Origin of the sequence: Pseudomonas sp. 44 R 15, assembly GCF_900004965.1 — a bacterium.
Taxonomy (GTDB): domain Bacteria; phylum Pseudomonadota; class Gammaproteobacteria; order Pseudomonadales; family Pseudomonadaceae; genus Aquipseudomonas; species Aquipseudomonas orientalis_A.
This window is the reverse complement of record NZ_CVTU01000069.1, coordinates 1-21,299: the sequence shown is the minus strand read 5'-3', so window position 1 is coordinate 21,299 and position 21,299 is coordinate 1. Positions and strand designations below refer to the sequence as shown.

The window sequence follows — 21,299 nt, the reverse complement described above, 5'->3', positions numbered from 1 at the left end:
AAGCTGATTGAGATGTACCCGCGCGTGTATCACATGGCGGAGCGGTGCTTGGGACAGCATTCGCACCCACGGGCTGATGAGCACCACCGCCGTGCTCGACCATCTCGAAGTTGAGGAGGATGACCGACCTCGGTTCGAGAGCGAGCATCGCGATCAGAAGATGGATGTGAGGGCAGGGCATCCGTCCAATATCGTGCTGCGTGATCAAAAACCTATGCCCGAAAAGCGTTTGCTGCAGGCGCTTACGGACGGAACAACTCCGCAGCAGTGGTATGAGCTGATCAACGAGAAGGTCTTCTTCTGGGTCGAAGAGGAGCGACTCCACCGTCTGCTTGGCGCACGTGACTATTCGTTGAAAAAACCGGGATCATGAAACGGGCAAGCGATCGGCGACGACCACTACCCAGGTCTGGGCGGTGCCAGGACGGACTGTTGGCTACAGACGATAAGCCGCTTGGCGCCACGCGTCATGGCAACGTATAGGTTTCGGGCGTTCATTTGCTCAGGCTCTAGAATGACCGCAACATCGGCCTCCAGTCCCTTCAGCAGCAACGTGCTGCCTACTGCTCGGCGCGACAATGGACGTCCTTGCATGCGGTTGCGTTCGCGGATCTGAATAGCCGCTTCGCGGAAGGTGTGTGTGTTGGATGCTGCCATTCGTAATGCGGCGATACAGCAGCGAAGGATTTCCGGGCGATATACGCGGCAATCCTGCTGTTGGGAGAGCTGCTGGAGGAGATCAATCACACCGGCAAAGCTGGGGGCTGCCAGGTAGGTCACCGCGAAGGACTCGGCGACAGTTGGTGGCGTACGATTACGACCATTGCGTATGGTTTCGACCCGAGCGAGGTAAGCAGTGACGCCTACCCCCGTCATCAGGCTCGCGGCGAAGTTGGCAATCTGGCTCAGCGCCATCGGCCCTGCCAGCTCGAAGCTCTGAGCGAAAGTGATCAGGTCGGGCAAGTCCACAGCCTCTACCGTCGTCGCACCTGGTGTCTGGCTTGTCAGTCGCTGTCGGCCAGCAGTATTTCTGGCATCCCCAATGATGAGCGCTGACTCCCCGTTTTGCAGCGGAGTCAAGGCAGCGTTTCTTCGTTGCGCGTCGGCATTGGCAGGATGAGCCTGCACCCATTGAACCTCGGGCGGAGCATTGGTCAGGTCGATCGGCTGACCTGCCTCCAGCCGCTCTCTCACCTGGAGCAGCCAAAGCCCCAGGTTTTCCGCTTGGGCAAGGCGCCATCGCCAAGGCGTGGCCAAGCCACCAATCCTGGGAAAGTGGTGGAGAACATCGGTGTTCCAGTTCACCAGGCGATTCTGCGCAATGTCGAAAATGGCCTGCATAGGGTCGCCCAGGACATAGGTGGGCAAACTGGCAGCCAGCCAGGTGACGATGATGTGTTGAGCCTGATTGCAGTCTTGGTATTCGTCGACCAATAGGTGCGAGTAGGTTGAGCGCAAGACTTGATCCAGGTGCTGCCCGCTCAGCAGTGAGATGGCGGCTGCGCGGATTGCTGGGTAGTCAGCGCCGCGATTGGCCAACTGCATGATTGCGGGATTGTGTCCGCTTCGGGCGGGAAATTTGCCGATCAGCTTCATGGCGAAGCCATCCAGCGTTGCAATGCGAAATGAGGCAGGCGGCACCCTTGAACGGGCCATGCGAGCTCTCAGAGCTGCAACTCCAGCGTTGGTGTGGGTCAGAATCAGAATGGGTTTTGGCCCTGCGTGCTGGATCAACGTGTCCGTAATTAGCTGCGTTTTGCCGCAGCCTGCCGGCGCCGTTATCGAGCCTCTTGGAAAATCGAACAGTGCGATTTCAGGCGGCATGAATCCAGTCCCTGATTCGGTTGATGGTCGTTTGGAGGTCAGGGTGAGACGCTTGCAGATTAGGGCCAATGATCTGCTTGGCGATGAACTCGTAAGTTGTCACCGACTTGAACCAGCCATTCTTGCGAATTCGTGAGGCAAGTCCTAGATAGATCCGAGTGCCCGGTGCATAGGGTTCCGCTTGCGCTCGAAACACCTCGATTTGCTCCAGATTCAGGTTGTTTTGCGAACGATCACGTATGTGGCCAGCTACCAGCTCACGATCACGCACCTCAATCGCTTTTTCGAGCAGCCGGTCAATGGCCGTGTCCGGCAAGCAGGCGAATAGCTCGTCTTCCAGAGCACGTCCTTGCCCCCATGTTGCGGATTGTCCACCCGCCAGAAGGAAAGCGTTTTGGATGGCGGGATTTACGGGCTTGTCCGCATCGACGATCACAAGCACCTGGTACCCGAGACTGAGCAGCGCGGAGCCGCGCGTGTAGCAGTTATCAGGGCTGCCGCCGTTGACGTTGACATAGGCTCCTCCCAGCGCCAGGAAGGAAGGCCTGCCAAGGGTGCCCCAGTATTGATCCAGGCCGCGCATCAGACCCACTTCACTGGCACCTTCACAGACCACGATACGTTTGGCCAGAAATGCCTCGGGATCAGCCCGGAGCGTGCTTTGTACATCATCGGATGTTCCGGCCTGGCGAACCTCGTGATGGCCCTGACGTGGACGAACCACGAAGAGCTGATGCCCCGACAGTTCACGCAGGGCAACTGGGGAGTGGGTGGTCAGGAACACCTGCAAGGGCTCTGGGAAGTCCTTGGCGCCGAGAGAGTCCATGAAGCGAATCAAGCGATGGGGTTCCAGGCCATATTCCACTTCATCCACCAGTGCGATGGAGGCTGCCTGTGCAACCTGGCGTTGTAGGCCTGCTACCAGCAAGCGAGACGATCCGGTGCCGAGCGATCGTAGAGGAATGCCTTGGTCGTTGTGCAGGGCAATGGCGCCATCACCGATCGAGACTGCATGGGCATCCAGCAATGCCTGGGCGGCTGCACCGACAGGTACGCCGAGATAGTTGGCTGTCTGCGTCACAATCTCCAGAGGCCGCTGAAGCTGAGCTCCGGCTTGTACACCGAAACTGTTGCGAGCGTCTCGTGCGGCCTCTGCCAAGGCACCGCCGAGCGCAGGCCGCTCTTCGGTCAATCGATTGAGGATGGAGCTACGGCTCCATGACAGGTTCGTGTTGGCATAACTTCCAATACGAGCGGGAGAGATGCGAGCCCGATCCTTCCAAGCCAGGCTCCGCTCAATGCCCTGCTGGCTCGCACGGTCAGAATAGAGCCGCCAGGAAGGCTCCAGATCGCTCTCTACCTTGAGTTGTAGGGTCAGTACAGTTTCGATACCGAAACGCGGCTCATCTTCTTGCGCTCGGTTCGTGTGATCGAAACCGCGTAAGAAATCCCCATAGCTGTCGAGGTTGATCAGATCGTCGGGTAGGCCACCCAGCGTCACAGTGATCAGGATCGGCTGTGCAACATCCAACTGGTAGAAATCAGTATCGCCGAAAGGCGCGTTGCGCCGGGCACCGAGGCAAAGGTCGATGGCATCGAGAATGCTGGACTTACCGCTGTCGCCAGGGCCGATCAAGCAGTTGAAGCCGGGTGAGGGTATCCAATCCAAGTTCTGAATAGAGCGGAAGTTTTGGATCTGGAGTCGACGAATCCTTGCCATACAGAGAGCCCCTGCGATGATCTGCCCGATGCCGCTTCGCTTTGATCATAGCTAGGTTTCGGGGCTACACAGTTGCGTGCAGCTTCCTAAATTATTTGAGTTTGCCCAGCACCCAGCCCATTACCTGAGTCAAGACTTTCAGCCTGCGATAAAAGTTATCCGCATCGATCAGGAAACCCAGTTGCTTGCGCAGCTGAGCGCTCTCGCTACTCACGGTCATGTGCGCATCGGTGCCAGCCAGGCCTGCTGCAATCATCGCCTGGTCAACCTCGCACAGTCGCCGGTGCCAGGCAATATCATCTGCGTGGCGTTCGAAATGGCGGTGGTTGAACATGCGGTGCTTATTCAGCAGGAATAGGTAAGCGCCAAAGCCCGCCAGAAAAACCTGCCACATGCTGAATCCGAGGCCTCGGGCGTTCAGGAATTGGGCAATCTGTGGCGTTTGCCAGCAGCTGATCGCGAACAGTACGGGACAGAGGGCAATGGCGAACAGCGCTTCGCAAGTGTCAGGGAAACGTGTCAGTTGAGTGGGAGGGACGCGGAGACGGATCATGGCAACTCCTGGTGGAATAGTGTCCTGGCACGAGGGGCCAGGAATCACTCAAGCTTCCGGTCTTGCCTAGGTCTGATGCAACCTAAGTGGATGCATTTGCTATCCATCGCCAATAGAGAGGCGCGCGCAGCAGCTCGTCAGAGAGACACTTCACCCTTGAGAGGCCAGCCCTCAGGCACCAGTGCCGGAGGTTTGCTCCAAGGGGCTTCGACCAAGGACTTCTGGAACCAGTCATCCCGTAGATTGGCGTGCTCAGTAATGATGATCTGGAAGCCTGGTACGTCTTCGACCGTGAATTGGTACAGCAGGCTGAACAGTTTTCGTACCGAGTCCATGTCTGCGTCGGATTGCTCAGTATTCAGTACCGTACCGTCGACCGCTTTGTAGGACTCCTCTGAAGGGAAATACACTTGGGTCGGCTGGTCGATCACCAAGAAGCGCGGCATTGGTTGATTGCTCTTGGCGCAGTACCAATGCAGGGCCAGTAGCGCAGAGAGATGGTAGGCCAAGTAGTTCTCGCCGCCCCCTGTCCGAGACATAGGCACAGAGCGTTCGGGACGGTCAAAGATGATGGTCAGCTTCTTCAGGTCGAATCGGGCCGGGTAGGCACTGAATTCAGACTCGAAGCGTTTGTTGAGCAAATTGAACTGTGCCGAGATGCTATTCAGGATCGACGCCAGGCGTTCGTCCACATCAACATCTGCCAGTGCTTTTTCAAGCTCCTGTACACGCATTTCCCGACGGCGGTAGTCAGCCTCCTGCTGTTTCAGCGAATTGTCAGGGACGAAGCCTTCAAGGAAAAAGCTGATGCGCCCCACGACATGCTTGGCAGCGTCGCTTTGCTTCTGGGCATTGGCCAGCACCCTATTGGCTGCGATGGCGGCTGTGAGTTCCGCCTCCTTCTCGACAATCGACGTGGTTGTATCCTGAAGGCGTTTGTTTTCCCCTGCCAGATAGCCCTGAATTTGCGGACGTTGCCCCATCACCGTCTGCATCTCTGCTTCGAGGGATGCCAGTTCGCCGAGGAGCGATTGGGCGATGGGGGTATCCATGGCCAAGTTCTTTTCGGCAAAAGGCCACTGCCATTCGCCTGTTGTAGCATTCTTCGGAAGCGACTTGATGGATAGAAGGCGGTCGATGTGTTCCGATGCCTCGCTCTGGAAGCCACCGGCACGCCGTTCGAATATTTGGCCGGCCTCAATTTTGGATTTGATCTCGCGCCTAGTTTTCCTGAGCCTGGCCAGTTCAGCCTCCAACTTGGGTACCTTGTCCTCAGGTTGGGCGTGTGGGTTGGCGGGAGTCCAATGCGCTGCTGTTCTGATGGCAGCAATGATCTCCTCGGCTTCCCCGATAGGCGACTCTTGAGGGAGTATTCCTACCGCCTTGGCTTCGGTCAGCAGTGCGATGGCCTGGTTTCGGTTGTTCCCTACTGCTTGCTTTGCCTGCGCCAGCAGCTTTGCCTGAGCTCTCAAGTCTCGCTGAGCTGTCCGCAGCCGGGTTTGCAGCTCGTAGCGCTCATTTGTTGAAGCGCCTAGTAGGATGGGAAGCGTATCTTTGATCGCCTGGGGTTGGAACGGCTCGTTCTGGCGATAGAAAAGCTGATCTTTGTTGGTGACGAGACCTTGCCGCTGGAACAGGTAGTAATACGAATGCTTGATGGAAGCTTCGTAGCTATTACGCGTGTGCTCTTCAGCCACCTCTGTGCGGTTTTCTGGAATTCCCAGTTGACGGGAAAGCAACGAAGTGACTGCGATGTCGTCCGTGTTGACCACCAGCTCGGAAAATTCGGGGGGCTGCACAAACTCCCCGGTACGTGTCATGGCCAGGCTGCAGCTCGCGCCCCCTGATCGCGGGGTCGGTTTGGCCACCATGACTTGCACGTCCGGAAATTGAAAGATCACTGCGAACCAAGACACCTTGTCCTGGATAACGCCATCCGAAACATTGAAGCTGGATTGACCCATGCAGTATTCGATGATGTCCGAAAGGGCCGATTTGCCTGTCGACGACCGACCCGTAATGATATTGAGCCCATCGACCTCGAAGTTGATATCGCGGCGCTTGCCATCGTGGCTGTATACATGGATGGAGCTAATTTTCATGGTCGAATTCCAAAAGCGGTGTACACGGTAACCCTGTCTGCAATCTTCGCGAACTCTCTCCCCAGCAGAGACGCTGCGCGTTGGCACGCCACTGATTCCTCGGTGCCGTCAATGTCCGCTTTAACCCTCCTGGCTTTCGGGAGGAGTCGCCCTTGCGGGGTAACTTCGAAGCAATCGGTGTAGTGCGCCAATCCAAATGCCTCGAAAGTAAAAGGGAGCATTTCAGTTACCCGCTCGGCCAGCCCGATTTGCATCTGGGGGTGAGTTTCTACCGTCTTGAGTAGGTAGCCCTTATAGTGCTTGAGCAGCGCGCTTCGAGATTCGTGGTGGAGACTCAGCGGCAACACAAGCAGTGACATCGAAAACGGCATGCCCTTGGGATCAACCACCGCATAGGCCTTGAGCGCGCGCATTAAGACGACCGCGCAGAAGGCTGGGTTGAAGAGATTCTTGGTCTCAAAAGGACGCTTATCCCAGCGAATCATTCAGTTTCTCCAGCAGCCTTGGATAGGCGATCCAGAAGCTGCGGATGCCAGTGAACGGTGGGGTAGGGGCGTTTGTTGGCAAGAATCTGGTAGCTGCCGCGAAGTACGTAAGGCTCTGTCACGCGTGCGCGAATTTTCAGATGAGCAAGCTTCTGGGCTTCCGTCTCGGCCCAGGTGTAGAGCTTCTTGCCGACGGCAATCAGTTCCGGATCAGAGTAGTCCTCGATTGGCGCATCGAGCGCGTCATCGAACAGGACGTCCTTGGTGCGCTCCCACTCATCCGTCAGCCGCCTTTCATAGCGGATGATTTCTTCGGAGCCCACCAGGCGCTGCCTTGCCCAGGCAGAGCGCTGCTCAAATGCCCTGTAGTAATCCAGAATCGCATTGCGGATGCGGCTGGGGCTCAGTTTCAGATCACGCAGTTGACTCACGAACAGCCGGGTATCGGTACTCGCATCGATGGGAGCTGTAGGCGTCGCGTCCTCAAAAGTGATGGGAAGATTGTCATCCTTGTACTCCTCACTGAAGGTGAACAGCTTCTCCGAAACGTCTCGGCCATAAACGGGCTCGCTCTGAGGGTCACACAGCATCTGGATGATCAGGTCATTCCACCATCCCTCCAGCCGCTCGAAGACCGCATCCCGATGCTCGGGGCGTATGGGTCTCATTTTCTGGGCCTTGATGAGCGCGGGGAGGTCGCCGATCCGAGGAGTGCTATCAATAATCGTGATTCTCGATACGAAGTCCTCTTTCTCCAGCGCTGTGAGCTTCGAAAGCAAGTCCTTTATCTTGGTGAACGATTTCGACGTACTGGTGGCGAGCGTGCTCTCTGTCAGTTCCCACAGGTTTGGCTTCGCCTTGGTTACATCGGCGCCGTACAGGAAAAAGTTCAAGAATGAATCTGGTGCAACGGACGATGTTGTGAACAGGAAAAACTGGTAGTCGGACTCAACCCGCCCGTTGTGCTGGTAACGGGTTAGCCAAATATTGACCGACTTCCAGAAGTCGACGGACAGATCATTCAGACGTTCCCCCGCCGCCTTGTGTTTGAGTGAGGCCAGTGTCTTCTTACCGGAGGACTCCAGGAAATCCAAGTCATCTTCCATCTCGATGAGTATCGCGGTGTCCTCAGGAAGCTCTAATGCCTGATACAGCGCAAAGCGGGGCTGGAAGATGTAGCCCAACCCCTGTTCTCTGGCGCTATAGGGATCGTTGTCTTTCTTTTTGCCTGCGGAGTCATTACTTGCTACAGCACTCATAGTTCAGCCCATGTTCCAAGATCGTTCATTCGGGGCTTTCTGGGCCCGGAATGGGGGCGAATCGAGTAGCTCGATCGCCTTCTGCTGCGGTTTCGCACGGCGCAAAAAGCAGCGCCTGATGTGTGGTGGTTGATTATTGTCTGAGTGGCGGTGGGCATTGAAGCGAAAGCTCGCCCACGAAGCCACCACGTCTTGCGAGTGAAAAGCTGGATGGTGCCCGGTGAGCGCGTTAAAACGACGCCGGCACAGGACGAAGTCTGGGTAAGATCCGAGAACGCCCAAGAGTCAGGGCAGTGGCCCCGCACGAATAACATGTCCTGGCTATCGATGCTTTTGGGCAGAGGAGAGGAGGTTCGACGCTCGATAGCGAGAAGGGAGCGATCTACCCCCGTGCAGGGTGAGGCAAGTTGCGCTGCCTGATCCAGAACGGACACGAGTTGGGTCTGGATCTCCCCAGCGCATAGGGCACGTAACGGCATCCTTTCTATGATCGACATGACCTGACCAAATCTCCTTTTGGCGTATTCTGATTTGGATAGTGGCATATAGCAATCGCTCACGAGTCTCTGGCTCAGCCCTCCGCAGAGATTCAGCCGGTCAGAATCGCGATGCCCACGTACCTGCCAGGCCTGCTAGTCGTCGCTGAGTCGCTGTTCTGGCACAATCAGAGGTATGTCGCTTTCAACCAGGTGAACCAGGAATACCTTCGCGTTTTGGCTGGCTGCCCCGAGCACACCTGATTCTCCAACGCCGCAGTGACAGCAGTGCTCCCATCAGCCGTTTTGCGAAGAGCTGCTGCCGAATCTGGAATGGACACCCCATGCAATCGAATGAACCGAAACAGCCCGAGGGCCTGCTTGATCCTGCACAACTCGTACGTATCGAATCTGTACATAGAGGCTACCTTTACCAACATCTTTATGCTGTAGGCTGCCTGTTCTTGGCTCAGGTCTCTGGGGTCGACGAGGTGCTGGTCGAGCTGGATGAGGACGTAGAGCTCAGCACTGATTCGGGTCGGGTCTACGTCCAGGTTAAAACCCGCTCCCGCCCCCTGATGCCTGGCGACGTCGCAGGCGCGTTGGAGCGTTTCGAGCTGATCCGGCAGGAGCATGGAGCTGGGCGGCGTGCCGGAAAAGCTGAGTTCGTGATCGTCGCCAATAAGCCGCTTGGCGCAACGCTTCAAGCTGAGGTAGACGAGAACAAGATTCCCTCGGACATGCTCTACCTTCATCCTGAGTTGAAACTGCCGCGTCCAGGTTACCTTCCACCTGCGTGGGCGACGGTGGAGGATGCGGCACGGTGGTGCACGGAAGAGGCTGGAAAACTGAATTTCTCTCTCCTGTCACCCTCTGCTCTGACCTGGAAAATGGCGGGATTGGTGATGCTGGCATCCGCCGCCGGCAATGGTAATTCCAGGCACGTGTTCCGTACCTCAGATTTGCCGGGCCTGTTCGAGCAACTGATCGTACAACTGCAAGATTTTCCCACGCCGCCTGATTCATACAGGCCACAGCAGAACGAGCCATCACTCACGTCTGAAGAGCGGGTTCGAATCATTTGTGGGTTGTCTGGCGCAGGAAAAACGACGTGGGCCGCCCATGCTGCCCTGCATAGCCCTGAACCTTGTGCCTACTACGATGTAGGCGATTTACCTGGGCCATCGATCGCAAGCTCCATCGTACGGGAGCTTGCCTCGAAGTATTCCAAGCGAGACCCGGAAGGAATTCGGCAGATCCTCTTGCCTGGTGCTAGTGGCTACGAGGCGCTTCGGGCGTTCGATCGTTTCGTGGAGCAATCTGAAGCGCCCTTGCTCGTTGTCATCGACAATGCCCATCGCGTCCCCGTGGCGAATCTGCGAGACCTCTTGAACGCGACTCGCCACATCCGTTTCATTCTCCTCGGCCAGCCCCATGAGAATGTCCGCGAGCTCGAAGCGGTCATGACGTTACGGCGTGAGACGCTGCTCGGGTGGGATCTCGATACCGTTGCTCGTGTGGCTAGTAGTGCCGGTGCGTTCGGTAGCCCTCAGGCATTCGAGCGCCTCCGGACTTACTCAGGCGGACTGCCTTTGTACGTCGATAGCGCCGTTGCAGTTGCTGTCTCGGAGTACGGCGGAGACATCGAGGCTCTTTGTGCTGATCTCGGTCAGCAAGCGAATGTAGTGGAAACGGCCCAAGAGGTCATCCTGGCTCGCGTTTACCATGGCTATGACCAGATCACACAAGACGCCTTAGCAGTGGTCAGCCTTGCTGATACATGGCTCACCCATGAAGAAGTTGTGAGCTTGTTATCAGCCACGCTGGAACTGTCAAAGGGCGGCGCAGCCACAGCCATCAGGAAAATCCAAGCCACCGGGACGGTTGAGGTGTTTGGCTCGAAAACACTCAAAGTCCATGACGCCGTCCGAGCTCTGGGCCTGCGCCACCTGGAGCTGATGGGTGAGCCGGTGATCACTGCTGCACTGGTCGCGTTGAAGAATCTGCTGATCGAGAGCATGGAGAAGAACCGTGATACGTCACGGTTTGCGCTTCTCACTCGGATATTCATCAAGCTCAACGACGTGATGACACTGATTGGGTTGGCAGGGGAGGAGCTGTTCTACGAGATGGGACTCTCGGTCGACATCACCTCAACCTTAAAGCAGGCGCTTGATGGGGGGGGGCTGGATCCCGATCAGGCTTTCTGGGCGCTTGATGGGCTTGTGTTTTCGCTGATGCGAGAAGGTCGCTTCGGCGAAGTGGCTGAGCCTTTGCTCGCAATGGAGCAGCTTCTGAACGAGCATGAATTTGAGTTCCGTGAGCAGGTCGCTTGGGCGATGAGGAAAATTTTGTTTGCCGCCGATCAAGGCTGCGAGGACGAGGTGAGGCAGACAGTGGAGTACGCTAAGCCAAAAATTCCGGACGCTGACAACCAGCGGGTTTTTGACTACAACCACGCGATCGCTCTGTGGAAGCTGAAGCGCCATAAGCAAGCTGAAGCGCTATGCAAGAAAGTGGTTGATGAATACTTTGAAATTCTCGGGCTGACGCCTAAGGAGGTCATGGGCAAGAATCCAGATGTCCTTTGGAAGATTATCAAGCGACCACCTGACGTCCATGAGCATATCAAGCACCTTGCCGATGCATTGGAGGTGTATGCCAAAGTTCGCGAAGCTCAAGGCCTGCATGCACCTTTCCAACGCATCCATTCGATGAAGTTCTTTCAAATGGTCGAGGGCTATGAGTCAGTTGTTCGCGTAGGCCAGGATCTGGCGGATATGTTTGTCGGCATCAAAGATTTCGAAGGTGCCAAAGAAGTAATGGAACAGCATGTTCTGCCGGTCGTTGCCCAAGCAGGCTTAATCGGCAGGATGGTTCAAGTACGGAGTCAGTACTCAGTGATCCTCGCTTGGTGCGGCGATCACCAAGGGGCTGTGAGTGAAATAAAGCGGCTAGATTCCTATCTGGAGGGTCTGGACGACGATCAAAGGCAGGAAATTGAGGGACAAACTGCCTTAATCGCAAGCATCATCGGCGAAGCCAGGCGTGTGGCGGCGAAGAAAACGATGGTGGGGGTGGCCCGGAATGAGCGGTGTCCGTGTGGTTCGGGGCTGAAGTTTAAGAAGTGTCACGGTGCTTAAGCTTCGGGTCGGTGATGGCATGTCGGGAAGTTCAGCGTTCGAGGAACGACTGACCCGCACTCACCAAGGTGATGCAATGGTAGGGCTATTGAGGTTACCAACCTGGAGCGGCTCCAAGGCTTGGATAACCGACCGGTGACGAGTGGCATGCAAACCGAGATTAGGAGGGCTTGGCGGGAGTGCCTTTTCTCTTACAGGTGCTACTCCTTGCTTGATTGCCGGTAGGCCAACCTCACGCAGTGATGTCGAGTCCGATAGAGAAGGGGGGGGAACATGCAAAATTTAGACTTGGTGTGGCAACAAGCGGAAAGGGTTTTTGGTGACAAAGCTAAAGCTGCCGCATGGCTGTCGACGCCGAGGCAGTTGTTCGGTGGCGTTACTGCAATCGAATTCGTGAAAGACCAGGAAAGCTTGCAGCGCGTGATTGAGGTGCTAACTCAGATCGAGCATGGGCTCGTTTGTTGAAAACTCTGCGCAACGTAGGTCGTTCAGCAAGTCTCGCTCGGCGATATGGGCGCGCTAGGCATAGGTCTGAGGCTTGGCACTGGTGCTGTGAGGACATACAGTATTCCCCCAGACCGTTTGTTCCGAGGGATCACAATAAAGGTGTTCGTTAACTCCGTTGTCAGCGATGGCCACCAGAGCTCTCTGGCAATTCGCCATCTGCAGCTTGATCATCGGCTTCAGCGCCTCAGACTAACGGAGCTTAGCCAGGCGATCGAGCTCGGCTCTAACCTTGACCAACTTGCCCGCGTTCATTCGGGCAGCCCATTTTTTAGTTGCTCAGAGTCATTATGAACAATCAGTCACTTCGGTTAGGCCTGTTAATAGGTGCGGAGAGTTGCTGCGGTGTCAATCGTTTGTCGTGTAGAGCAGCGTTGTGAATGAAGCGCTCCGCAGTTTCAGCCATAAGCTGAAGTTGATTATTGAGTACTTCAATCTTCTCCTCAAGACGCCTGATCGTTTCAGCGGCTGCCGTGAGACTTTTAGGCTTCGGAAGGCTCGCCGCTCTATCTCGATGGGACGTTATTGCGGCCTTTCTAAGCTTGTATGCGTTGACGATGATAGGCTTTCCGGAAAGCGCTTGCCGCGTCGGTGCAAAATCCAGAACCAATACGGATGCCTTGCAAATCGCGTCCCAGGTGAGTTTGTTGCCGACTGGCCAATCGCGAATGAGATTGACGATGGCTTTGATTTCTTTCGGAGTGAACGCGCGAGGCATTAGTCAGATTCCATTAAGCTCTTAAGACAGCTCATAAGATCATCAGAGTATTCAATGCTGAAGGCGTCTGAAGCAACTTTTTCTGGATGCTTACTCGCCATGATCCGCTTAGCATGTGTGAAGTCCTTACCAGCCATCTGCACAGGGCTACCATCTGGCAGATTTGGATCCTTGTGCATCGCTACGATGGCGTTTAGGCGTTCCAGATAACGAGTGTGTGAATCAACCCAGCGTGTGGCAGGGCGATTTCCCGCCTCGATTTCCTTAAGTGTAGCCCCCAAGTTTTCAGCAACCATGTCTCGCTCGCGCTCAACAGCTGCGAGCGATTTCTTATGGCCCTTACAGTGCACAAGCTCCGAGCAATTGAGGCAGTCTGCGGCCTTCTGGCACGGATCTATCGTCCACGGATGCACACAGATACCGTAACGAGTGGTGATCATTGGGCCCTTATCACGGATGTCGTAGTCAGCAGCCGTGACAGGGACTGGATTCACATCCACGACAGGAATCATCGCGTCGCCTAGCTGCCGGGCCGAACGGTCAGGATCTTTATGCATGTAGACGCGGGATTGCCCAACAGAGGCCCGAGTACTCCAATCGGTGATACGGTCAATGCCAATACCTGCTTCTTGTGCGGCAGTATTAAGGAAGTGGCGCAGTTGATGTGAGCGCAGCCCAATGTCCCGGTACCCGTGGCGAGTTAGGAAAGACTCATATGTCTTCCCGTTGATGCTGCTAACTTTGTCCGTCGTAACGCGCTTGGTATAGTAGTCGTGATTCACTGGTGCCAAGAAGATTGGGCTCGTCTGGTGACGCTCAGCAAGCTGGGATTCACGGATGCAAAACAATGATTCCGACATCTTTGGGGGCATTGCACCGTACAGTTTGGGATCGACCTGATAGGGAAAATGCGGATTCATTTTCAGGTTGTACTCGCGAACCACTGCCCACAACGTCGTTAGCGTCCAGCCCGCGAGCTTATGGGCACCTTGCATGATCTTCATCAGGTTTTCAGCTGATTTTCTAGAAGGCCGTCCCAGCGCTTGAACGACCTGGTCTCTCGTCAAGAGCTGACCCGGAGCAACGTCGGGCACCGTGCTGTGTGGGTAAAAGCTCGTGGAGCCGCTCTCGTAATGTCGGGCTAGTCGACGAGCTTCTTCCGTCATTTCCCGCACCCTCCGAAAAGCTTCTTCACAGTGCCCTGCCATTACAGCAGGAACGCCCTTCGTAGCCATTTTCTTGTTTTTGGTGGAGTAATAATGCAGGAAAAACTGCGGCTTACCTTCGGTGTCAGTGCCTGACTGGAGCGTGTTGAGCCGGAACCAGCGATGGTCATTGATTCGCATCGGCGCTGATAACAACATCGCAGTCAAGCTGGTAACGTAGACCGCCTCATCATCTAACTCTCCCTTGTAGCCATTCGAGAAAATTTCGGCGAGCGACAGAAGCGCCTCATCATCCGGAAGTTTAGTTCTGCGGACTTCCAAACTGTCGGTGAACTCACGTCCTCGGAAGGGATGCTCCCAATACCGGAGCGAGTTAGAGCTGATGTTTTGATCCGCTACCAGCCTGGCAAGATTCTGTACGGCAATACCGGCATTAAGGTGACCTTTTGGCTTCTTTTTGATGATCTCAATTGCTTTGTCAAGGTGCCTCGTAGAGAGCTCGGTGATATCTGCAACTCCATCCAGCTGTATCAATGCCGCCTCAACATGTTGAAGGGCTCCATACTCATGGCGGAATATTTTCCCTGAGTTGCCTTTTCTTGAGTTAATGATGTATGCCTTCGCGAACTCCATGTACATGCCATCAAACTGCTGCTCTTCGGTGGGTAGGGCGCTCTTGTGAATTTTTACATTGTGTTTTATGAAGCGAAGACCGCCCCTTGGAGTGTTCCATGCATTAGCCCCCCAAGTGAAACCTGGGACGTCTCTCCACATCGTCGAGATGTGCTGCGCATGGTGTATGTATGCATTCAGATGCTGTTCGTTTTCCAGCTGAGCTTTGGATTTAAAGGGGACTGTATTCGTCATGGTGTTCGATTCGTTTGGTGAAGATTGTGCGGATTACTGATTGTGGAATCAGCAATCCACCGCAGGCGTTACCACATGTCTTAGTCAAGCGCTGGTAATTGGCGCCAAAGTCAGCGCGTTCCGATGGCTATATCGTTGGGCGCCTGCACAGTTTCGAGTTTTCTAGTCATCATCATCGTGAGGATCGGCTCCGGCGTTCACTACTGCTTCCGCCGCAAGCTCTGCTTTACGGGCGTCGCAGAGCCTTATCACAAGTTTGACTGCATCGATGTCCTTGGTGATTTGCAATGGACGGAGGATTGAGCGCGCTGAGCTCGGAATGTGGATGTTGTTTTCCTCTTCCTGCCGCTCATACAGGCGGAGCAAGACTTCCTCATGAGGGCCATCCACCCACGGTTCAAATTTGTTACAGCGATAGCAGGGAATGGGTACCGATGCTGTGCAGAAGTCAGACCCGCAGGAACCTACTGCTTTACGCCCGTCAAGTTCCACTCGGGTTGATGGATCCCCCCCACGAGAGGCGTGCGCCTCGCTGTCGCGGAGAGTACCGGCAAACGCCTGTGCCAAAGGGGACATGATGGGCTTGATATCTTCATTGAGCTTTCGGGCATCCTCTGCTGGATCGTCATAGTAGTGATCGATCGACTTCAGCGATTCGTGCCCTAGCCAGTACGACAGTACTTTACGTGAGACTCCTAAGCGCGCGAGCTGGCGAGCCCTCGTGTACCTCATCCTGTAGGCGAACTCGTAGATCGGCTCTCCCGTCACATGGGAGAAAACCGGAGTGCCATAGGCTCGCTGGCACATCTGGGCAATAGAGCTGCCTGACATGTGCCAGATAGGGGTAGCGAGCTGTTCAAGCAGAGTGCTGTTCGCCTGAACAGATTTCGCACGTCTGGTCATGCTCCTCTTATGATGGCGTTGCCCTATCTGCAAAAAGGGCAGTTGTAGGCGCTCTTCTGAAGTCATGGTTCTGCCAAAATGGCTCTCGAAAGCTTCGACGCTCTCGCTGATCTGCGCTTGGCAAAGCGACCATAGGTCATCACCCATGGGATGGACTTCGGATTTAGAACCGCGAAACCATAGGTCTGAACCCCTATCTTTAACGCCGGGAAACTCGACTCGTTTGCCGGTTACACCATCAGTTTCACCCAGCTCTTGGAAGTCGCAAATCTTCAGATGAGAATATTGTAGCCCTCTGCGACCATACTGAGCGTTGAGTAGGAGGACAACAGTGTTCACGAGGGACTTACGGCCTGCCTCATAGTCGTCCCAATACGTCTGGACTAGGTCGTCATACTCTTGTTCGGTGTACCATCCCTGCGTTGGGTCGCCGGAAGTAATTCTTTTTTGATATATAGTGTACGATCGCTGTTCCAGATTGACGACGTCGATCGTGGCGTCATCTACGCCTGCATATCCTAGCTTGTGCCAATGGATCAAAAACAAACTTATCGCATTGACATCGGAGTTAGACAAATTCTTTATTAGGTGTGGGTAGAGATCGCTGGTGATTCTGTCGACGTTCGAAAGCGTCACCGCCCGGTTAAAGCTGCGAAGTCTTACTGCAAGCGTTGGCGGCGATATTTTTGAGCTGGAAGCGATCGATAAGATGGTTGATTTAATCCCTTGGGCGGTCTCAGGCTCCATGGATAATAACGCGCCGATATTGGCTCGATGGACGCCATAGAGTTCAACCACTCCCTCTTTGAAGACTGCGCTATAACCACCACTAGCTGTAGAGCTGATGGTGTCGAAAGTATCCAAGGTTGTGAGCTCTTCAGCACTGAGATCGTGACGGGAGATAGCTTCTTCCGTTTCATAAGCCGGATTGGAAGTTTCCACAGTCGGAGCTGCCTTCATTGCAATCGAATCGCTCATTGCTTTCTATCCTCTTTGTTCTTTGCGGTATGCGAAGCGATTGCAAGCCCATGTTCAAAAGCGGACTCTTGAATGTGACGCATGTCGTAATCTCTGGCTGATTCTGATCCGGCGCTCCATCCCATCCAGAGTTCTCTCTCGATACGAGTCTGTTCGTCTGATATGCCCCGCGCTGTTGCATGTTTGGAAAAATTATAGTTCCAGTGGTGGCGGAGAAGGTGAGGGTGCAGGCCTATGAGTTTTGGTTCCCGCTTAAGAATCTCCTTAAACGCAGATCTGAAAGTAGAGAATTCAATTTCTTGACCCTGGTTTTGTCCCGCTTTATGGTTTACAAAAATGAATGATTCATCTGTAAACCCTACATTCGGGATTTTCGAGCGATAGGTGTCCAGATAAATGATCATCATCTTTTCCAATGCAGGGGAGATTGGAATCTTGCGGCCCACGGTTTTCGCCACAGGCTGATTCATTCTCCTGTCGAACTTATCGTCGTGATTACGCTCGATTTGCAGATAGGCATGGTCACCGCCTCGCGCAGGAATAAAGTGCGGGTATTTCAGACTTAATAGTTCGCCAAGTCTCATCCCCGTGTCATAAAGAGTCCTAAGAGCTAGGATGTTGCGAAATAAAAGGCCGCGCTGGAAATGGGTTGCCGACAGATTGGCATTGCCATCCTCATAATCTTCAAACCAGCGCAATAGCACTTCTTCAGCTTTTGCGTCCAAACGTTTTGTGAGACGTCTGCGCTTCTCACGGGCCTTAGACGGGGTTTTGCGTTTGCGGGCTAGGAGCTGCTCCCTGAAGCCTTCAATGAGCGTCTTGTTTGATTCCTCATTTCGATTGGTAACGTGGTAATCGAACATCCAGCCGAAGTAATCAGCGACTACCTTGAGGGTGTAATTCAGTTTGGTGCTTTTGATCGATGAACCATCGTTTTTTTTGGTATTGGTCGCCAAGGCGTTAACCAGCGAGTCGATCTCTAGTGTAGACAAAAGGGCTTTAGTCGCGAACCGGTGCTCAAGATCAATCCCACGTTCACTCGCCCACGTGTAAACCTTCTTCAGGATCAACAGGGTAATGCGCTGGGTGTTGGCCATCAGGCTGGCCGACCTGATGGTCATGTATGCAGTGGGGTAGAAGAGCGGGAAGCCGTCCCCATCCTCATCAAACAGAAGCGAGAACCTCCAACCACTTCTCGCTTTGTAGTTTCTTATCTTGAGCTTCATCTGTTTACATTTTCCATCGGAGTTTCTGAGGTCGTCTTTCTATTTTTACACAAAAATCTGGCTGCTTGTGTGAACAAAGGCCTATAGTGCCCGTTACAGAGGGATTAACCTGGGCAGTGATGACACTATCTGACTGACAGTATGGAATACTCGATATTGGAGAAAGAAGGGCGGATCTACTCCGTGGCCAAGTCAGGCTACTTTGCCTGGCCGGTGGCCGCCAACGCACAAATGACCACCGGTACCGACTTGCTTGAGCGCCTGTATGCGGCAACGCGGCGGCCGGCCATGGTGGTGCTCAGCGGCGATGAACCGGCGCTGCTGGGCTCACTCGATGGCGCATTGCTGACGCTGGAGCGCCAGTTGATCCGCCGTTATCCCCACCACCTGCAAACTCGCTTGCAACCCTCTGGCGTCTGGGAGCTGCGCGCGGCGCTGGCGGCGCGGTATACCTCCTCGCCCACGCGTTGCTGGCAGGCGGATGAGGTGTATATCGGCGCCGACTTGCGCGGTGTCCTGGAGATCCTGATCGACGCCCTGGGTCTCAAGGGCACGGTAGTGGTCGTCGAGTCACCTTGCGATTATCGGGTCTTGCGCCTGTTGCAGGGCGCTGGCGTGCGGGTTATCGAACTGCCGTGGCAGGCCGATGGACACTTCGATTTGACGACCTTTGAACACCTGCTGCGCCACGAGCCGGTGCATCTGGTGCTGCTGTCGTCGGTGGCGAGCATGCCGTCAGGCAGCGTGTTGTCGCTACAGGAGCGGTTGCAGGTAGCGCACCTGCTGGAACGCTACGGTTGCTGGCTGCTGGAGAATGACACCTTTGGCGAACTGAGCTTCGTACCGTCCCCAACGGCGTTGCGAGACCTGGTCAACCCCGAGCGACTGATGGTGTTTTCGTCACTGGAAAAAACCCTTGGTCCGGAAGCACCGTTTGGTTTTGTACTGTCGCGGCAACTGAGCAGCCAATTGCAGCGCCAGTTTTTGTTGCGCGCATTCCGTTTGTCGTCGATCCGCCAGCGGGCCATTGCGCGCTTGTACGAAAGCGGGCGGTTTGACCAGCACTTGCAGACGCTGCGCCAACGGCTTGGCGAACAAGCGCAGGCCATGAGTCATCGTCTGGACGTGCGGTTGGAGGGGCGGGTGAGCTACCGAATGCCTGGCGCCGGTGCCAGCTTCTGGCTGCAGTCGACCACGGCGGTGGACATGCATCAGGTGTTCCAGCGCCTGGTGACGCAACAGGTGGTGATCGCCCCGGGTGAGCTGTTCAGCCTCAGCGGCCTGCATCACCAGCATATGCGCCTGAGTCATGCATTCAGCGGTCATCCGAACTTGGATATCGTCCTGGATACGTTGGCCGCGGCGCTGCAGCAGGCACAGGTCTGATGGGTATGAAATTTCTGTTTGAGTTGTGGGATCGATACCGTCGCGCAGTAGTCCAAGTCCCCGTAAACTGTCATTTTTCCGAATACTCATTTTCCGAGGTTTATGCATGACTATCAGTCCTTTTGCGGGCAAGCCGGCACCAGCCCAGTTGCTGGTGGATATCCCGCGACTGGTCACGGCCTATTACACCGGCCAGCCTGATGCAGCGATCTCCACCCAGCGCGTGGCGTTTGGTACTTCCGGGCACCGTGGCAGCTCGTTCGAGCTGAGCTTCAACGAATGGCATGTGCTGGCGATCAGTCAGGCTATCTGCCTGTACCGCGAGGCCCAGGGCATCGATGGCCCGCTGTTTGTCGGCCTGGACACCCACGCCCTGTCGACGCCGGCCGGCGCCAGTGCGTTGGAAGTGCTCGCCGCCAATGGCGTGCATGTCATGCTCGCCGAAGGCGACGAATACACGCCGACGCCGGCGATTTCCCACGCCATCATCTGCTACAACCGTGGCCGCACCCGTGGCCTGGCCGACGGTATCGTGATCACGCCGTCCCACAACCCGCCGCAAAGTGGCGGCTACAAGTACAACCCGCCTAACGGTGGCCCGGCCGACACCCATGTCACCAAGTGGATCGAAGCCAAGGCCAACGAACTGTTGGCCAACCAGCTCGCCGGGGTCAAGCGCATCACCCACGCCCAGGCGCTCAAGGCTGATACCACCCACCGCCATGATTACCTCAACAGCTACGTGGCCGACCTGGTCAATGTGATCGACATGGATGCCATCCGCAGCGCCGACTTGCGCCTGGGCGTCGATCCGCTGGGTGGAGCAGGGGTGCGTTACTGGTCGGCGATTGCCGAACACTACCGTCTGAACCTGGACGTGGTGAACACCGAAGTCGACGCGACCTTCCGCTTCATGAGTGTGGACTGGGACGGCCAGATCCGCATGGACCCGTCTTCCAGCTATGCCATGCAAGGGCTGATCGGCCTCAAGGAGCGCTTCGATGTGGCGTTCGCCTGCGACCCTGACCACGACCGTCACGGCATCGTGACCCCGTCGGGCGGGCTATTGGCGCCGAACAACTACCTGGCGGTGTCCATCGATTACCTGTTCCAGAACCGCCCCGACTGGCGTGCCGATGCGGCCGTGGGTAAAACCGTGGTCAGCAGCGGCCTGATCGATCGTGTTGCGGCGCGTATGGGCCGTCGTTTGTACGAAGTGCCGGTGGGCTTCAAGTGGTTTGCCGATGGCTTGTTTGAAGGTTCGCTGGGGTTCGGTGGCGAAGAAAGCGCCGGGGCTTCGTTCCTGCGCAAGGACGGTAGCGTCTGGAGTACCGACAAGGACGGCCTGATCCCGGCGCTGCTCGCCGCGGAAATGACCTCGCGCAAGGGCCAGGACCCGAGCCAGCTCTATCGCGGCCTGACTGACGCACTCGGTGAGCCGTTCGCTATCCGCGTCGATGCCAAGGCGACGCCGGCGCAAAAAGCCTTGCTGGGCAAACTGTCGCCGCAGCAGGTTACGTCCACGCAATTGGCCGGGGAGAGTATCCAGCAGGTTCTCAGCCATGCGCCAGGCAACGACCAGGCTATCGGCGGTTTGAAGGTCATGACCGAAAACGGCTGGTTCGCCGCGCGTCCATCGGGTACCGAGGATATTTACAAGATCTACGCCGAGAGCTTTATCGGCGAGGATCACCTCAAGCAGTTGGTGCAAGAGGCTCAGGTGCTGGTAGACGGGGCGATCTCTGAGTAACTGACACCCCTGAGGTCCAAATGTGGCAGGGGGGCTTGCCCCCGATGGCCTCTGGGCTGGCCAGGGTGTTGTGTCGATCCCGGTCCAAATGTGGGAGGGGGCTTGCCCCCGATGGCGGCCTCTGGGCCGACCAGGATGTTGGATCGGACCGAGTACATATCCGTTTCTGCGGTAACGGCTGCTAATGGTTCCGCTTTTACAGCGGCTCACTTTTGAAAAGCGCAAAAGTAAGCAAAACG

15 protein-coding genes are annotated in these 21,299 nt (G+C 55.7%); 5 read left to right on the top strand and 10 right to left on the bottom strand.

The window, feature by feature from the left end:
- Window positions 1–76: 76 nt before the first annotated feature.
- Entirely contained in the window at window positions 77–373 is a 297-nt protein-coding gene (locus tag BFP93_RS08865; protein WP_256095186.1) for a DUF7002 family protein, read from the top strand.
- A 26-nt stretch (window positions 374–399) separates the two neighbouring features.
- Here the strand turns inward: BFP93_RS08865 and BFP93_RS08860 are convergent, their stop codons facing one another.
- The 6 genes from BFP93_RS08860 to BFP93_RS08835 all read right to left on the bottom strand — a co-directional run bounded on the left by BFP93_RS08860 (window position 400) and on the right by BFP93_RS08835 (window position 7,943).
- Entirely contained in the window at window positions 400–1,824 is a 1,425-nt protein-coding gene (locus BFP93_RS08860) for a UvrD-helicase domain-containing protein (protein ID WP_065892791.1), read from the bottom strand.
- Window positions 1,814–3,544 carry an ATP-dependent nuclease gene (locus BFP93_RS08855; protein WP_065892790.1) on the bottom strand — a complete coding sequence of 577 codons (1,731 nt, stop codon included), beginning with the start codon at window positions 3,542–3,544 and terminating at the stop codon, window positions 1,814–1,816. Before BFP93_RS08855 ends, BFP93_RS08860 begins: the two co-directional genes overlap by 11 nt.
- Window positions 3,545–3,635: 91 nt before the next feature.
- Entirely contained in the window at window positions 3,636–4,097 is a 462-nt protein-coding gene (locus BFP93_RS08850) for a hypothetical protein (protein ID WP_065892789.1), read from the bottom strand.
- Window positions 4,098–4,234: 137 nt separating this feature from the next.
- A complete protein-coding gene (locus BFP93_RS08845) occupies window positions 4,235–6,199 on the bottom strand; it encodes a DUF3732 domain-containing protein (protein WP_065892788.1) in 1,965 nt (654 codons plus the stop codon).
- On the bottom strand, window positions 6,196–6,684 hold the full coding sequence (locus BFP93_RS08840) for a three component ABC system middle component (RefSeq protein WP_065892787.1): 489 nt from the start codon (window positions 6,682–6,684) through the stop codon (window positions 6,196–6,198). The genes BFP93_RS08845 and BFP93_RS08840 overlap by 4 nt, the downstream gene beginning before the upstream one ends.
- Window positions 6,681–7,943, bottom strand: coding sequence for an ABC-three component system protein (locus tag BFP93_RS08835; protein ID WP_065892786.1), 1,263 nt, complete (start codon window positions 7,941–7,943; stop codon window positions 6,681–6,683). Before BFP93_RS08835 ends, BFP93_RS08840 begins: the two co-directional genes overlap by 4 nt.
- Before the next feature lie 820 nt (window positions 7,944–8,763).
- Here BFP93_RS08835 and BFP93_RS08830 point away from each other — a divergent pair.
- Together BFP93_RS08830 and BFP93_RS08825 are read left to right on the top strand one after the other, a co-directional pair.
- Window positions 8,764–11,562, top strand: a complete 2,799-nt coding sequence (locus BFP93_RS08830; RefSeq protein ID WP_065892785.1) for an AAA family ATPase — start codon at window positions 8,764–8,766, stop codon at window positions 11,560–11,562.
- 273 nt (window positions 11,563–11,835) lie between these two features.
- Window positions 11,836–12,027 carry an MbcA/ParS/Xre antitoxin family protein gene (locus tag BFP93_RS08825; protein ID WP_065892784.1) on the top strand — a complete coding sequence of 64 codons (192 nt, stop codon included), beginning with the start codon at window positions 11,836–11,838 and terminating at the stop codon, window positions 12,025–12,027.
- A gap of 337 nt (window positions 12,028–12,364) precedes the next feature.
- On the opposite strand, the gene BFP93_RS08820 is transcribed toward BFP93_RS08825, so the two are convergent.
- The 4 genes from BFP93_RS08820 to BFP93_RS08805 form a co-directional block, all read right to left on the bottom strand.
- Complete coding sequence (locus tag BFP93_RS08820) at window positions 12,365–12,784, bottom strand: hypothetical protein (protein ID WP_065892783.1); 420 nt, start codon at window positions 12,782–12,784, stop codon at window positions 12,365–12,367.
- Window positions 12,784–14,817, bottom strand: coding sequence for a hypothetical protein (locus BFP93_RS08815; protein WP_065892782.1), 2,034 nt, complete (start codon window positions 14,815–14,817; stop codon window positions 12,784–12,786). The genes BFP93_RS08820 and BFP93_RS08815 overlap by 1 nt, the downstream gene beginning before the upstream one ends.
- A 162-nt stretch (window positions 14,818–14,979) precedes the next feature.
- Entirely contained in the window at window positions 14,980–16,698 is a 1,719-nt protein-coding gene (locus tag BFP93_RS08810; RefSeq protein WP_065892781.1) for a site-specific integrase, read from the bottom strand.
- A complete protein-coding gene (locus tag BFP93_RS08805) occupies window positions 16,695–17,924 on the bottom strand; it encodes a site-specific integrase (protein ID WP_065892780.1) in 1,230 nt (409 codons plus the stop codon). Before BFP93_RS08805 ends, BFP93_RS08810 begins: the two co-directional genes overlap by 4 nt.
- A gap of 141 nt (window positions 17,925–18,065) precedes the next feature.
- Between BFP93_RS08805 and BFP93_RS08800 the strand changes: the two genes are divergently transcribed.
- Together BFP93_RS08800 and pgm are read left to right on the top strand one after the other, a co-directional pair.
- Complete coding sequence (locus BFP93_RS08800; protein ID WP_083205632.1) at window positions 18,066–19,310, top strand: aminotransferase-like domain-containing protein; 1,245 nt, start codon at window positions 18,066–18,068, stop codon at window positions 19,308–19,310.
- Between the two features lie 106 nt (window positions 19,311–19,416).
- Entirely contained in the window at window positions 19,417–21,060 is a 1,644-nt protein-coding gene (gene pgm / locus BFP93_RS08795; protein ID WP_065892779.1) for a phosphoglucomutase (alpha-D-glucose-1,6-bisphosphate-dependent), read from the top strand.
- Window positions 21,061–21,299 lie beyond the last annotated feature (239 nt).